Source organism: Streptomyces sp. Root1304 (genome assembly GCF_001426405.1).
Lineage (GTDB): Bacteria > Actinomycetota > Actinomycetes > Streptomycetales > Streptomycetaceae > Streptomyces.
The window spans coordinates 547,798-563,080 of record NZ_LMEP01000025.1; the positions used below are offsets into that span (position 1 = coordinate 547,798).

At 74.8% G+C, this 15,283-nt stretch carries 11 protein-coding genes; 9 read left to right on the forward strand and 2 right to left on the reverse strand.

The genetic code is table 11. From position 1 onward, the window contains the following. Positions 1–6 precede the first annotated feature (6 nt). On the reverse strand, positions 7–810 hold the full coding sequence (locus ASD33_RS29120; RefSeq protein WP_056567028.1) for a 5-oxoprolinase subunit PxpA: 804 nt from the start codon (positions 808–810) through the stop codon (positions 7–9). A 198-nt stretch (positions 811–1,008) separates the two neighbouring features. Here ASD33_RS29120 and ASD33_RS29125 point away from each other — a divergent pair, with 198 nt between their 5' ends. The 5 genes from ASD33_RS29125 to ASD33_RS29145 all read left to right on the forward strand — a co-directional run bounded on the left by ASD33_RS29125 (position 1,009) and on the right by ASD33_RS29145 (position 9,916). Further along, a complete protein-coding gene (locus ASD33_RS29125) occupies positions 1,009–1,719 on the forward strand; it encodes a GntR family transcriptional regulator (protein ID WP_056567031.1) in 711 nt (236 codons plus the stop codon). A 214-nt stretch (positions 1,720–1,933) separates the two neighbouring features. After that, positions 1,934–3,478 carry a hypothetical protein gene (locus tag ASD33_RS29130; RefSeq protein WP_056567033.1) on the forward strand — a complete coding sequence of 515 codons (1,545 nt, stop codon included), beginning with the start codon at positions 1,934–1,936 and terminating at the stop codon, positions 3,476–3,478. 218 nt (positions 3,479–3,696) lie between these two features. Further along, a complete protein-coding gene (locus tag ASD33_RS29135) occupies positions 3,697–4,272 on the forward strand; it encodes a hypothetical protein (RefSeq protein WP_056567037.1) in 576 nt (191 codons plus the stop codon). Further along, complete coding sequence (locus tag ASD33_RS29140) at positions 4,269–5,177, forward strand: hypothetical protein (RefSeq protein WP_056567041.1); 909 nt, start codon at positions 4,269–4,271, stop codon at positions 5,175–5,177. The genes ASD33_RS29135 and ASD33_RS29140 overlap by 4 nt, the downstream gene beginning before the upstream one ends. Positions 5,178–5,218: 41 nt before the next feature. Then, the gene (locus ASD33_RS29145; RefSeq protein ID WP_056567044.1) at positions 5,219–9,916 is read left to right on the forward strand and encodes a hypothetical protein; all 4,698 of its coding nucleotides are present in this window, start codon (positions 5,219–5,221) and stop codon (positions 9,914–9,916) included. Positions 9,917–10,044: 128 nt separating this feature from the next. Here the strand turns inward: ASD33_RS29145 and ASD33_RS29150 are convergent, their stop codons facing one another. After that, positions 10,045–10,413 (reverse strand): hypothetical protein, encoded by a 369-nt coding sequence (locus tag ASD33_RS29150; RefSeq protein ID WP_056567048.1) that lies wholly within the window; start codon positions 10,411–10,413, stop codon positions 10,045–10,047. A gap of 436 nt (positions 10,414–10,849) precedes the next feature. Here ASD33_RS29150 and ASD33_RS29155 point away from each other — a divergent pair, with 436 nt between their 5' ends. From ASD33_RS29155 to ASD33_RS29170, 4 genes are read left to right on the forward strand one after another with little or no spacing between them, the layout of a single operon-like run. Further along, entirely contained in the window at positions 10,850–13,723 is a 2,874-nt protein-coding gene (locus ASD33_RS29155) for a nitrate- and nitrite sensing domain-containing protein (protein WP_056567051.1), read from the forward strand. Beyond that, positions 13,720–14,169: a roadblock/LC7 domain-containing protein gene (locus ASD33_RS29160; RefSeq protein ID WP_056567054.1), complete on the forward strand. Its 450-nt coding sequence runs from the start codon at positions 13,720–13,722 to the stop codon at positions 14,167–14,169. Before ASD33_RS29155 ends, ASD33_RS29160 begins: the two co-directional genes overlap by 4 nt. 10 nt (positions 14,170–14,179) lie before the next feature. Beyond that, a complete protein-coding gene (locus ASD33_RS29165) occupies positions 14,180–14,605 on the forward strand; it encodes a DUF742 domain-containing protein (RefSeq protein WP_056567055.1) in 426 nt (141 codons plus the stop codon). After that, positions 14,586–15,191 (forward strand): ATP/GTP-binding protein, encoded by a 606-nt coding sequence (locus ASD33_RS29170; protein WP_056567056.1) that lies wholly within the window; start codon positions 14,586–14,588, stop codon positions 15,189–15,191. Before ASD33_RS29165 ends, ASD33_RS29170 begins: the two co-directional genes overlap by 20 nt. The last annotated feature ends 92 nt before the right edge of the window (positions 15,192–15,283 follow it).

The window sequence follows — 15,283 nt, forward strand, 5'->3', positions numbered from 1 at the left end:
GGGCCGTCACGCGAAGGCCTCCACCCGTACCCCGGAGGCCTCCAGGCGCTCCCGCACCCGGCGGGCGAGGTCCACCGCTCCCGGGGTGTCGCCGTGCAGGCACAGCGACCGGGCCCGGACGGCGACGGAGCTCCCGCAGTGGGCCGTGACCACCCCGAACCGGGCCATGGCCACCGACCGCTCCACGACCGCCTCGGGGTCGCTGACGACCGCGCCGGGTTCCCCGCGCGGCAGCAGGGAGCCGTCCGCGCGGTAGGCCCGGTCGCCGAAGGCCTCGGGCACGACCGGAAGCCCGGCGGCCGTCGCCGCCTCGTGCAGCCGCGAACCCGGCAGCCCCAGGACGGGCAGGGTCCGGTCCGCGAGCAGGACGCCCTCGACAACGGCCGCGGCCTGCTCCTCGTCGCGGACCACCCGGTTGTAGAGCGCGCCGTGCGGCTTCACGTACGCCACGCGCGCGCCCGCCGCGCGGGCGAACACCTCCAGGGCGCCGATCTGGTACGCCACCTCGGCCGCGAGTTCCGCCGCCGGGACGTCCATGGAACGCCGCCCGAAGCCCGCCAGGTCGCGGTACGAGACCTGGGCCCCGATGCGGACCCCCCGCTCGGCCGCGAGTTCGCACACGCGCCGCATGGTGGCCGCGTCCCCGGCGTGGAAGCCGCAGGCCACATTGGCGCTGGTCACGACGGACAGGAGCTGCTCGTCGTCGGTGAGCGTCCAACGGCCGAAGCCCTCACCGAGATCGGCGTTGAGGTCGACCGGGACCCCTTGCCCGACGGTGTCCGGGCTCGCGGCGGGGGGCGTGCGCAGCATCTGCACCTCGCAGGGGGAGGAGGGAGTGCCGGGGCGGCACGGGGACCGTACGGTGCCGTCAACGTAGAGGATCGTTGAACGATCCGACAAGACGGCGGTTGTCAGGCTCCGGGCCGTGCGGTTGACTCGCCGCGCACGTCGTGGGGACGGGAGCCGCCGTCACGGGCGCCGTGCGGGACGAATACGAGAGGGAGAGCCGTGGCATCGAGCGAGGCCGGGGACCTGGCCGAGGACCGTGCGCTGCTCGGACGCACCAGCACCGCGGAGCGGGTCGCGGACATCCTGCGGACCCGGGTCGCGGAGGGGTACTTCCCGCCCGGCACCCGGCTCTCCGAGGACAGCATCGGCGGCGCCCTCGGCGTCTCCCGCAACACCCTGCGCGAGGCGTTCCGGCTCCTCACCCATGAACGGCTGCTCGTCCACGAACTCAACCGGGGGGTCTTCGTCCGGGTCCTGACCGCCGACGACGTGGACGACATCTACCGCACGCGGAGGCTCGTCGAGTGCGCCGTCGTGCGCGGCCTCGGGCAGCCGCCGTACCCCCTCGACCGTCTCGCCGCCGCCGTCCTGGCCGGCGAGACCGCCGCCCACGCGGGCGCGTGGCGGAGGGTTTCCACGGCCAACATCCACTTCCACCGCGAACTCGTCGCGCTCGCCGGCAGCGCCCGCACCGACGAACTGATGCGGGGCGTCCTCGCCGAGCTCCGCCTCGCCTTCCACGTCGTCGGCGACCCGCGCGTGCTCCACGAGCCCTACCTCGCCCGCAACCGCGAGATCCTGGACGCGCTGCGCGCCGGCGAACGGACCACCGCCGAACGCCTCCTCGCCCGCTACCTCGACGACTCCCGCACCGGCGTCGCCGCCGCGTACGCCGGGGCGGTCGACAAACCGGCGGGCCGGGCGGGCTGACCCGGAGGGCCTCGCCCGAGTCGCCCTCGGGCAGCGCTCCGGGTCACGGCCGGGGACCTCGCCGGGGTCTCCGACGGGTCTCCGTCGGGCCCCTCCGGACCCGTGCCGGACCGCGTCCGGACCTGCTCCCGACACCCTCCGTGCCCCCTCCTGGAGTCCGGTCGCATCTGCGCCGTTTCGACCGTTGTCAGTTCGAGGACCTAATCTGTGCACCGTGACTTCGCCTGCCTCGACGGACCTCGCTCCGCCCCAGCTCAGCGCGGGGCCGCGGCCCGCGCAGGGTCCGGCCGCCGACGAAGGGCTCGCGCGGCGCCTCCGCGCGCTCGCGTGCACCGCCCCGCTCCACGACCTCGACGCCCGCAAGGCGAACCTGGCCGGCGAGTACACGGTCTACGCGATGGCCGAGGTGGCCCTCTCCGCGATCGACCTGATCACGCTGAACATGGACTTCGACACCGGCGCCGACCACGAGCAGATCGTCGCCCGCCTGCTGCCCCGCGTCGCCGCCCAGGCCCCCACCCGCCCCGCCGCCGAGCACGAGCGCGTGGCCCGCTGGGTCCTGGAGAACCTGATCAACGTCGGCAGCGTCGACCGGGGCTTCCGCGCCGTCTACGGCACCTTCGGGACCGACGGCGTGTACGTCCGCAGGGACTACGACTTCAAGCTCATCGAGGAGGTCCCGGGGTACGGCGGCGGGGTGTACCTCCGGACGACCGACGAAGCGGTCAACGTCCTCGTCGGCGCCCTCGACACCGACGTGACCAGCGCCCAGATCGCCGCCGAGGTGAAGCTGGAGGTCCTCATCAACCGGGGCCGCCTCGCCGACGCGCAGCTCGCCGCCGAGCAGGCCAGGTACCGGACCGTGCAGTACGCCGAGACGCTCCGCAAGACCCTGGAGGCCACCCGGCGCAACGTGCGCGCGGTGGACTGGCTGAACTCCGTGCCCGACATGATCGCCGAGGCGCTCGACCACGTCGCCGACCGCTACCGGCACGAGAACGCCATCCTCACCAACATCCGCCGGGCCCGTGACGAGGCCGAGGCCGCGTCCGACGCGAAGACGGCCGAGCACAAGCGGCGTGCCGCCGAGCTCGTCGACATAGTGAAGGACTGCATCCGGCGCCACACCCAGCTCCAGTCCCGCCTGCTGGACGCCGGACCCCTGTTCCGCGCCGAGCAGGACCGGCAGGCGTTCGCCGCGCCCACCACGTACACGGGACTCGACCTGTACGGGCAGCTCGTCGCGCCGACCCTGCCGCTCCCCGTGGAGCAGGCCGCCCGGGTCACCGACGCCTTCTTCGCCAAGGGCACCGGACTGCGCACCCCCGCCTCCGTCCGCCTCGGCGACCTCGTCGACCTGCTCCTCACCCCGCCCGTGGAGCGCGAGCACCTCGGCGCCGAGATGCCCGAGCCCGACCTCATCGCGACCCCCGACGACTCCCGCTTCAGCGAGGAGCAGCTCGCGAGCGCCCTGCGCCTGCTCGACCTGGAGCACGACGCCCCGCGCCGCCTCTCCGGACTCCTCGCGGAGGCCCGCGGCCTCGACGCCGACCTGCCGTACCTCGTCGCCCTGCTCGCCGTCCACGCGGCGAGCCCGCCGGTCGGCACGGCCTACCGGCAGGGCGAGGAGCGCCTGCTGTTCGCCGTCGACGACGGCACCCCGCTCGACGACCCCGAGTTCGGCGGCGCCGACCTCATCGTCGGTACGGCCCTGCTCGACGCGGTGGGCATGGCCGCGGACCGCACGGAGGCCTCGTGACCCTCGTCCCGACGACCGTGGCGGCGGACCCGACGGAAGCCGGCCCACGCGCGACCACGGCCGCCCCGGCCCCCCGCACCACGGCGGACCCGCACCCCGAACCGTCGCCGTCCGCTGCGGAGCCCCCGGCACCTGGGCAGACGCCGTCAGCCGAGGAGAGCCCCGCGCCCGAACCGCAGCGCGTGACCGTCCCCAGGCCCACGCGCACGCGTGCACCGATGCCCGAGCCCGAGCCCGAGCCCGAGCCCGAGCCCGAGCCCGAGCCCGAGCCCGAGCGAGTGTCGGACCACGCGCCCGTACCGACCCCCGAAGCGCCGGTGACGCCGGAGGCCGGGCCCGAGGCGACCCCCGTGCTCGCACAGGAGCCCGCGCCCACCCCCGTACCGACGCAGGCGCCCCCGCCCACCCCGGTACCGACGTCCGGGGCCGAGACCTCCGCCCCCACCCCCGGCCCCCGTCTCCACCCGGTCCTCGTCGACCCCCCCGCCCCGGCCGCCACCGGCGACGTCCTGCCCCGGCCTGCCGTGCCCGGTGGTCCGCCGCGGTTCGGCGTCGTGGCCGTGCCCGGGCCGGCCCGCGCGGTGCCCGCCCGGCGGCGCGGCCTCCCGTCCGTCCGCGCCGTGCGTCTCACGGACGGACCGGCGGAGCCCGTCGAGCGCCCCGCGCCGACGACCGTCACCCCGGTCCCGCTGCCCGTCCACGGCCCCGTACCGGCCCCCACGTCACCCCCGAAACCCGCGTCACCCCCGACCCCGTCACCGACCGAGAGCCGTACCGAGGAGCCCCAGCCGTGAGCGAAACCCACGCCGAGTACACCGACGCGTGGGGCGAGCCGGAGCCCCCGGCCGCCTCCCCGAGCGGCACCTCCACCGCGCCCGCCGTGACCCCCGCCGACGCGTCCGACGCCGCCCGGCTCGTCTCCTTCGGGCTCCAGCCCAAGCTGCTCCCGGCCCGCGACGCCGAGTACGGCGAACTGCTCCGCCGCTACCGCGAGGACCCCGCCTTCGCGCGCCTGGCCGACGCCGTCGCCACCGGGCTCGGCCTGGTGGTCCTGGAGGTCTCCCCGCGCGCGGGGATGGCCGTGACGGCGGGCGAGGACTCCGTCTTCGCCGTCCGGATGGGCGACTACGCGCGCCGTGCGTCCACCGACTCCGCCGACCGGTTCCTGCACGGCCTGGCCCACCTGGCCGTCGCGGCCATGGCGTTCCCCCGCCCCGAGGACCTCGCGGACGACGCGTACATCGGGCGCCTCACCGTCAACGGCGTCGACGCGTTCGTACGCCAGGCCTGTCTGCGGCTCGAACAGCGCGCGGAGGAGCAGGGTGAGAACACCGACCCCGCCTCCGACGCCCCCGGCCTGGAGGCCGCCTGGCGGATCTACGCCCGCCGCAGCGCGACCGGCGCCACCAAGGACGCCCGCCGCCTCGCCGGGTCGACGACCGGCATCGTCGGCAAGGCGGCCGCCTTCCTCACCGACTCCGGCTTCCTCCAGCGCACCGGCGACGAGGGCGGCGGCTCCTACCGCACCACCGCCCGCTACCAGCTCCAGGTCCGTGACATGGCCGGCTCCGCCGCCATGGCCGAACTGCTCGAACTCGGCGTCGTCCCCGTCAGCGACGGCTCCGCGACCCTCCTTCCGCCGCCCGAGGGCGACGACCTGGAACTCGCGGCCGACGCCGGCCTGCCCTTCCACCCGTAACACCCGCGCACCACCCGAACGAGACGACGAGAGTCCGCCGCATGTACGAGCTGTCCCGGGTCCGCCTCTACTCCATCGGTCCCGCCGGTGCGCGCTACGCCGACACCGTCCTGGACCTGCGCGGGGTCGGCGCGCCCGTGCCCCACCCCGCCCCCACCCAGGCGGAGTTCTTCGAGGAGGAGCCGGTCGGCCCGCCGCGCCGCCCCGCCCCCGCGGGCGTGCTCTTCCTGGAGAACGGCGGCGGCAAGTCCGTTCTCCTCAAGCTGATCTTCTCGGTCATGCTCCCCGGCCACCGCAACACCCTCGGCGGCGCCAGCTCCGGCGTGCTCCGCAAGTTCCTCCTCGCGGACGACTGCGGACACGTCGCCCTGGAGTGGCAGCACACCCTCACCGGCGAGCTCGTCGTCGTCGGCAAGGCCAGCGAGTGGCGCGGCCGGCAGGTCTCCTCCGACCCGCGGAAGTTCGCCGAGGCCTGGTACTCCTTCCGCCCCGGCCCCGGACTGAGCCTGGACAACCTCCCCGTCGCCGAGGCGACCTCCGTACGCCCGCCCGTGGAGGGCGCCTCCGGGGCGACCGGCCGACGCCGCACCATGAAGGGCTTCCGTGACGCGATCACGGAGGCCGGCAAGGCGTACCCGCACCTGGAGGTCTACTGGGAGGAGATCCACGACCGCTGGAACGAGCACCTCGGCGAGCTGGGCCTCGACCCCGAACTCTTCCGCTACCAGCGCGAGATGAACGCCGACGAGGGCGAGGCCGCCGGCCTCTTCGCGGTCAAGAAGGACTCCGACTTCACCGACCTGCTGCTGCGCGCGGTCACCGACACCCGGGACACCGACGGCCTCGCCGACCTCGTCGGCGGCTTCGGCAACAAGCTGGGCCGCCGCGCCGAGCTGACCGCCGAGCGCGAGTTCACTGCCGGTTCGGTCGACCTGCTCAACCGGATCGTCGAGGCGGCCGGGACTCGCTCCCAGGCACGCGAGATCCACACGGCGGCCGAGCGCCGCACCCGTACCCTGGCTCGCCGGCTCTCCGCCCGCGCCGCCGTGGAGCGGGCGCGCGGGGCCGAACTCGCCCAGCAGGTCACCTCCGCCGCCCACGCCGTCGCCGAGGCCGAGACCGCGCGCGGGCGCGGCGCCCTCATCGCCGCCGAACTCGCCTACCGGCACGCCTCCCTGGCCCTGGCCGTCGCCGAGAAGGGCGCCGCCTCCCAGCGCCGCGAACTCACCGACGCCCGCACGATGCACTCCGCCTGGCAGGCCGCCGAGGTCGTGCTCCGGCACCGCGCCGCCGGCGACCGCTCCGCGCGCGTGGCCGCCGCCATCCGCGAGGCCGAGCGGGACGCCGCACCGGCCCTCGCCGCCCGCGCCGAGGCCGCCGCCGATCTCGTACGGGCCCTGGCCGCGGCCGCCGAGGAGGGCGAGCGCCACGCCGCCGAGGAGGAGGAGCGCTCCACCGCCCTCCAGGAGGTCGGCGAGACCGCCCACCGGGACGCCACGGCCGCCGCGACCGAGGCCCAGCGGGCCCGCAGCGAGGCCGGGCACCTGCGCCAGCGGCTCGCCGAGGTCGAGCAGGAGACCGCCGAGGCGGTACGGGCGGGCTGGCTCGACGACACCGCGCCCGACGCCGACCCGGCCCGCGCCGCCCTCGCGGCGAGCGACGCCGAGAAGACCGCGGTCGCCGCCTGGGACACCGCCCGCGACGCCGCCCGAGCGGCCGCGGACCGGGCGCGTGAGGCCGCGGGCGCCGAGTCCCGCGCCGAACTCGCGGCCGCCCGCGCCGCGGACGCGGCCGAGGCCGCGGGGAACGCCTACGACGCGGAGCGCAGGGCCGCCGAGTTCCTCGCCGGCGAGGAACGGCTCGCCGAACTCCTGAGCCTCCCGGCCGGCGGCTCGCCCCTCCCCGGGCAGCGCGCGGCCGCCGCCCCGGGTGCCGAGTCCGACGCCGAGGACGCGCCCGAGGAGGACGCGGGGCCTGGCTCCGCCGCCCAGGGCCCGCTCACCGTCACCGAGTTCGACCGGTACGCCGACGACCTGCGCGGCATGCTCGACCAGGCCGTCACCTCCGCCGAGCGCCAGCTCTTCGAACTGCGCACGGCCGCCGCCGACGACTCCCGCATCCTCGGCGCCCTCGGCGACGGCGGCCTGCTGCCGCCGGGCCCCGACGTCCTCGCCACCGTCGAGTACCTCGGCGAGCACGGCATCCCGGCCCTCCCCGGCTGGCGCTACCTCGCGCAGGCCGTGGACCCGGCCGACCACGCCCGCGTCCTCGCCGCGCGCCCCGAGCTCGTCGACGGCGTCGTGATCACCGACCCCGTCTCGTACGGGCGCGCCCGCGAGGTCCTCGGCGGCGCCGCCCTGCTGCCCCGCTCCGCCGTCGCCGTCGGCACCGCCGCCGCGCTCCTCGCGCCCGTGCCCCCGCAGGACCCGGCGGACGACACCGGCGTCTTCCTCGTCCCGCCGAACCCGGCCATGCACGACGAGCACGCCGCCGACGAGGAACGCCACGCCCTGCGCGCGCGTGCCACCGCCCGCGACGAGGAGATCCGCTCCCTCGCCGCCCGGCTCGCCGGAGACCGATCCCTCGCCTCCCGCATCGGCGCCTGGCGCGCCGACTGCCCGCCGGGCATGCTCGCCGAGCTCGCCGCCGTCGCCACGACCGCCCGCGAGACCGCGGAGGCCGCCGCCGCGACCCTGGACGAAGCCCGCTCGGCACGTACGGAGGCCGACGAGGCCGCCGCCGAAGCCGCCCAGGTACGGGACGAGCGCCAGGAGGCCGCCCAGCGTGCCCGCCGGGTCGCCGACGCCCTCGCGGGCCTGGCGTTCCGGCTGCGCGAGCGGTCCGCCTGGCAGGCCAAGCTCCGTGAACTCGCGGACGACGCCACCGAGGCCGAGGCCCGCGCCCAGACCTGTCTGGAACGCGCGCGTGCCGCCGACGAGGACCGCCGCGCGACCCAGCGCTCCGCCGACGACGCCCACCGCACCGCCCGCGCCCTGCGGGCCGAGCGGGCCGAGATCGCCGGCGCCCCCGACACCCTCCCGGAGGAGGACGCCGCAGCCCCGCGCGCCGCGCTCCCCACCCTGCGCGAGGCCTACCGGGCCGCGTCCCAGCTGTACGAGAAGGTCGGCGTCGGCGCCGACCTGCGCGCCGAGCAGGCCCGCGCCGAGAGCGACGAGTCCGCCGCCGTGGCCGAGCTGGACCGGCTCACCAACAAGGTCCGCACCCGCGCCGAACAGCTCCTGGAGTCCACCGACGGCGCCGACGGCCCGTCCCGGCAGGCGGCGGCGGCCCGCGCCGAGGCCCTGGTCCAGATGCTGGAGACCCGCGCGTCCGAGGCGAGCGAGAAGCTCGGCCGGCTGCGCGGCGAGGCCGAACGGCTCGCACCCGAGGACGGCGGGGCGCACACCGAACTGCCCGAGGACCAGGTCCCCGCCGACGCCGAGCGCGCGCAGGCCCTGCTCCGTACCGCCACCACCGCACTCGCCGCCCGCACCGACGCCCTGGAGGCGGCCCGCGCCGCCCACGCCGGACTCCTGCGGGACCACCGGGCCGCCGAGGACGCCGCCGGCGGCTTCGACGAGACGGCCGCCCTCCTGCGCGACCTGCTCCGCGACCACACGGACGAGGAGCGGGAGGAGACCGAGGCCTACCCCGGGACGCTGGAGGAGGCCCGTACGACGGCCTCCGAGACCCGCCGCACACTGCGCGGCTGCACGGCCGAGCTGTCCTCCGCCGACGCCGCCGTGCGCGAGGCCAGCGACATCCTCGTACGGCACGCCAACTCCACCCGCTACGAGCAGGTGCGCACCCCGGCCCGCCAGCAGATCCGCGAACTCCCGGCGTCCGCGCTGCCCGAGAACGCCGCCAAGTGGGCCGAGGCCTTCGCACCCCGGCTGCGGGTCCTCACCGACGAGCTGGAACAACTGGAACGCAACCGGGACTCGATCGTGGACCGGCTGCGCGGTCTCGTGGAGTCCTCGCTCGCCACGCTCCGCTCCGCCCAGCGGCTCTCCCGGCTCCCCGAGGGCCTCGGCGAGTGGTCCGGACAGGAGTTCCTGCGGATCCGCTTCGAGGAGCCCGATCAGGCCACCCTCGCCGAGCGGCTCGGCGAGGTCGTCGACGAGGCCACCCGCGCGGCCGTCAAGAAGAACTCCGACCTGCGCCGCGACGGCATGTCCCTGCTGCTGCGCGGTGTGCAGGCGGCGCTCGAACCCAAGGGCGTCTCCGTGGAGATCCTCAAGCCGGACGCGGTGCTGCGCGCCGAGCGGGTTCCCGTCGGGCAGATGGGCGACGTCTTCTCCGGCGGCCAGCTGCTCACCGCGGCCATCGCCCTGTACTGCACGATGGCGGCGCTGCGCTCCAACGACCGGGGCCGCGACAAGCACCGGCACGCGGGCACGTTGTTCCTCGACAACCCGATCGGCCGCGCCAACGCCACGTACCTCCTGGAGCTCCAGCGGGCCGTGTCGGACGCGCTGGGCGTCCAGCTGCTGTACACGACCGGCCTGTTCGACACGACGGCGCTGGCCGAGTTCCCGCTGGTGATCCGGCTCCGGAACGACGCGGACCTGCGGGCCGGCCTGAAGTACATCAGCGTGGAGGAGCACCTGCGTCCGGGTCTGCCGCAGTCCGGCGGCGAGGGCGAGGCGATCCACGGCGAGATCACGGCGACGCGGATGTTCCGCCGCCACGCGTCCGACGAGCCGGTGTCGGCGCAGGCGCCGGGGGACTCCCGCTAGCGGGACGGCGAGCGCTGTCAAAGGCGAGCGGCCCGGCCCCCGTGAAGGGTGCCGGGCCGCTCGCTGTTTCCTTGCTGCTTCTTGCTCCTGATCCCGCTGCCGCCACCGCCGTTTCGGCCGGCGCTGCCTCAGGCCGCCTCGGACAGCGGTGCCGTCTCCGTCCGGTCCGCCCCGCGCTTGGCGCGCAGCGGCTGACGTGCGGTGCTGCTCGGCTCGGACACGACGCCGTTGCGCTGACGCCACACCTGACGGGTGATCCACACGTCGAGGACGCTCCAGGTGGCCACGACGGTCGAGGCGACCGCCGTGACGGTGATCGGGAACGCCAGCCAGGAGCCGGCGACACTGCTGAAGAAGGCCACCACGGCCTGGATCAGCGTCACCGATGTGATGATCACCGCGCGCACCGCGGCGTTGCGCACGGGGTCGGGCATCCGCTGGGTGCCCCGCTCGTCCTCCACCCACAACTGCCGGGTGGACCGCGCCTCGTGTTCCATTGTCCTGTCACTCCCCACCGCTGAACGACTCCAGGGGTGGCTGCCCGTCTTGAGCGCGTATACGCGGACAGAGCCCTCCCCGTACTTATTGACGCACGACGGAGGGAAAAGGTTTCGCCCGCCCCCGGGTGAACGGGTACGGAGCCGACCGGAACAAATAGTTCCAGCCATCTCGCCCAGGTGGGAGAAATGGCACACCATCAGGTGTCCTGCGCCACACTGGCCGATCCCAACTCCCCGAATACCAGGACATCTCATGATCAAGACTCACTCGACAGGCTGAAAATAGCCCGGACACGCCTTCGAGATGGCCTTGATGCAGTAGTAGGCTCGCGCCGCCGTTTGTTGAAACTCAAGGTTGACGCCGCGTGTTGACGCCGGACGTCACGAACGTGAAGGACCCCCGTGGCGCACGGGGGCCGAGCTGGGGGAGGCCATGCGCTTTCGCGGGAAGTCCATCCGCCGGAAGATCGTGGCGTTGCTGCTCGTACCGCTCGTCTCCCTCACCGGACTGTGGGGGTTCGCCACGGTCCTCACCGGCCGCGAGGCCGACCAGCTCCTCGACGTCCGCTACATCGTCGAGAAGGTCGGCTACCCCCTGGAGGACACCGCCCGGGTCATCCAGCTCGAACGCCGCCAGTCCCTCATCTACCTCGCCGACCCGCGGGGTTCCGAGGCCCTGGACTCCCTCCACGAGACCCGCGAGGCCACCGACCGGCAGATCGCCCGCATCCGCGCCAACGCCACCGACCCCGGCGTACGCGAGGAGATGCGGCCCGTCACCGCCCAACGACTGGCCTCCCTCCTCGAAGCGCTCGACGGCCTGGCCTCGCTGCGCCGCTCCGTGGAGAAGCGCGACATCGGCCGGATGCAGGCCCTCGACTTCTACAACCGTCTCGTCGACCCCTGCTACAGCTTCCTCATCACCCTCCACGCCCTCGAGAACGTGGAGATGGACAAGCAGGGCCGCGCCCTCGTCGGCATCACCCGCGCGCGTGAGCTGCTCTCCCGGGAGGACGCCCTCGTCCTCTCCGCGCTCGTCGCGGGCCGCGTGACCCGTCAGGAGATCCGCGCGATCTCCGACCTGGTCGCCAACCGCACCCAGTTCTACGAGGTCAACCTCGAACTCCTGCCCTCCAGCGAGCGCGACCACTTCGAGAAGTACTGGCGCAGCCCCGACACCCTGGCTCTGCGCACCGCCGAGAGCGCGATCATCGAAGAGGGGCCCACCGACAGCCCGAACGCCGTCACCGCCGCTTACTGGCAGGACCAGGCGGGGCCCGTTCTCGACGACCTCGCCCGGGAGAACACCGCCGCGGGCGACCGCTACCAGGACCGGGTCCAGCCCGCCGCGTACAGCGTCCTCCTGAAGGTCGGCGTCGCCGGCGTCCTCGGCTTCCTCGCCCTGCTCGCCTCGATCGTGATCTCCATGCGCATCGGCCGCGTCCTCGTCCGCGACCTGCGGCGCCTCCAGAAGGAGGCCCAGGAGGTCTCCGGCGTCCGCCTGCCCAGCGTGATGCGCAGGCTCGCCGCCGGCGAACAGGTCGACGTCGGCACCGAGGTGCCCCACCTGGCGTACGGGGAGGACGAGGTCGGCCAGGTCGGCCAGGCCCTCAACACCCTCCAGCGCGCCGCCGTCGAGGCCGCCGTCAAGCAGTCCGAACTGCGCCGCGGAGTCTCCGAGGTGTTCGTCAACCTCGCCCGCCGCAACCAGGTCCTGCTCCACCGCCAGCTCACCCTGCTCGACACCATGGAACGGCGCACGGAGGACACCGACGAGCTGGCCGACCTCTTCCGGCTCGACCACCTCACCACCCGCATGCGCCGCCACGCCGAGGGACTCGTCATCCTCTCCGGCGCCGCCCCGTCCCGCCAGTGGCGCAAGCCGGTCCAGCTCATGGACGTGGTCCGGGCCGCCGTCGCCGAGGTAGAGGACTACGAACGGATCGAGGTGCGCAGGCTCCCGCGCCTGGGTGTCGGCGGCCCCGCCGTCGCGGACCTCACCCACCTCATCGCGGAACTCCTCGAGAACGCCACGGTGTTCTCGCCCCCGCACACCGCCGTCCAGGTCCTCGGCGAGCGGGTCGCCAACGGCTTCACCCTGGAGATCCACGACCGCGGCCTCGGCATGAACCCCGACGCCCTGCTCGACGCCAACCTCCGGCTCGCCGAGACACCCGAGTTCGAGCTCTCGGACACCGACCGCCTCGGCCTCTTCGTGGTCAGCCGGCTCGCCCAGCGCCAGAACGTCCGGGTCTCGCTCCAGACCTCGCCGTACGGGGGGACCACCGCGGTCGTCTTCATCCCGGCCGCCCTGCTCACCGACGCGCCCGAGACCCAGGGCGCCGGATTCCGCCTGGACCGCAAGACCCTGGAGCGCACCGGCCCGGCCGGTGACGACGCGGCCGACACCGGTGTGCTGCCCAGCCGGCGCCCCGCGCTCGCCCGGGTCCCCGACGTCACCCGGACACCCGGTCCGCTCGACGGTCCCGTCGAACTCGAAGGGCCGGTCGACACCGAGGACTTCGACGTGCTCCTCGACCGCTCCGCGGACCTCCTCGACAGCGACAGCGAGCGCGGCGGCCTCTTCCGGCCCCGGAGCCGGCGCCGTTCCGGACTCGCGCCCGCCGAGGAGCAGCGGGACCGGGTCAGGGAGCGGACGGACGGCCCGGGCGAGGACGAGACCTCCGCCGACGGCGGGGTCCTCGGTCCCGTGCCGCTGCCGCGCCGCCGCACCCCGACGCTCGTCGTGGACCACGGCCGTCGCGTCGACGAGCCGGACCGCGACCACCACCTTCCCGACCGGGACCACCACCTCCCGGACCGGGACCGCGACCACCACCTCCCCGACCGGGACCAGCCCCCCGGCGGCCGGGCGCATCCCGCCCCGGGCCGGCTCACCGACGGGCCCGTGACCCCCAGGAGCACCGGACCCACCCTGGTGCCCGTACCGCCGGAGGCCTCGCTGCCGCCGGAGACCCCGCGGTCCCCGGAAGTCCGGCCGACGTCCGGGAGCGCCGTGCTCCCGGAGGGCCCCGAGCCGTTCGGCGGGCTGCCCCGCCGCGTCCGGCAGGCCAGCCTGGCACCGCAGCTGCGCGCCTCCGACGGCCCGGGCGACGGCGGTACGGGTACCCGCGCCGACGCCCGTACGAGCGGCGACGCGGACCCCGACTCCTTCGAACGCGACGCCGAGGAGGTACGCGCGCGCATGGCCGCCATGCAGCGCGGCTGGCAGCGCGGCCGCCGGCACAACGCCGCTCCGGACGAACCGACAGCACCAGGAACGACACCCGAGGGGGACGGTCGATGACCGCACCGAACGCCGCAGCACCCAGCACCACGTCCGGCCACGCACAGGGGAACGGCGAGCTGAACTGGCTCCTGGACGAGCTCGTCCAGCGCGTCGGCTCCATCCGGAAGGCCCTGGTGCTCTCCAGCGACGGCCTCCCCACCGGTGCCTCCCAGGACCTGACCCGCGAGGACGGCGAGCACCTGGCCGCCGTGGCCTCCGGCTTCCACAGCCTCGCCAAGGGCGTCGGCCGCCACTTCGAGGCCGGCAAGGTGCGGCAGACGGTCGTCGAGCTGGAGGACGCCTTCCTGTTCGTGACGGCGGCCGGTGACGGCAGCTGCCTGGCCGTGCTCGCGGACGCCGACTCCGACGTCGGCCAGGTCGCCTACGAGATGACGCTGATGGTGAAGCGGGTCGGGGCCCACCTCACGACGGCCCCCCGGTCCGGTCTGCCCTCGGGAGGGTGAGCGGGACGGTATGACTGACGCAGCCGAGCGGAACCAGCTGAACCAGGGCCACACCCCCGGCCACCACCACTGGTTCGACGACGAGGCCGGGCCGGTGGTCCGTCCGTACGCGATGACCCGCGGACGGACGAGCGCCGCCACCCGTCACCGACTCGACCTGATCGCGGTGGTGGTCCCCGAACCCGCCGCGGACGACCCCGGCCGGGACCAGTCGCTCTCCCCGGAACACGTGGAGATCGTCGAACGCTGCTCCGAGCAGCCCCAGTCGATCGCCGAGCTCGCCGCCGGACTCGACCTCCCCGTAGGGGTGGTCCGGGTCCTCGTCGGTGATCTCGTCGAGGACGAACTCGTCCATGTGACCCGCCCCGTTCCGCCGGCCGAGCTGCCGGACGTGAGCATTCTCCGCGAGGTGATCAATGGCCTTCGGGCGCTCTAGCCGCAAGCAGTCGTACGTCGAGCCGGTGACCCTGAAGATCCTCGTCGCGGGCGGGTTCGGGGTCGGCAAGACGACGATGGTCGGCGCGGTCAGCGAGATCCGGCCCCTGCGGACCGAGGAGATCCTCAGCGAGGCGGGGCGGCCCGTCGACGACCTGCACGGGGTCGAGGCCAAGACGACCACCACGGTCGCCATGGACTTCGGCCGGATCACCCTCCGCGAGGACCTCGTCCTGTACCTGTTCGGCACCCCCGGCCAGGACCGCTTCTGGTTCCTGTGGGACGAGCTGGCGCAGGGCGCGCTCGGCGCGGTCGTCCTGGCGGACACCCGCCGCCTGGAGGAGAGCTTCGCGGCCATCGACTACTTCGAGCGGCGCGGCATCCCCTTCACGGTGGCCGTCAACTGCTTCGAGGGCGCCCGGCGGTTCCCCGCCGAGAGCGTGCGCGGGGCGCTCGACCTGGACCCGGAGGTCGAGCTGCTGATGTGCGACGCGCGCGACCGCGAGTCCGTGAAGAACGTCCTGGTGGCGGTCGTCGAGCACGCGCTCGTCCTCGCGGACAAGAGCCACGCGGCGGCGGCGACCTGAGCGGCGTGACCTGAGGGGCGCGACGGCCGCAGGCCGAGGGCGTGGCGTCCCGCTGTACGGGCCGGGTGCGATGCCCCCGGCCCGTAGGGGAT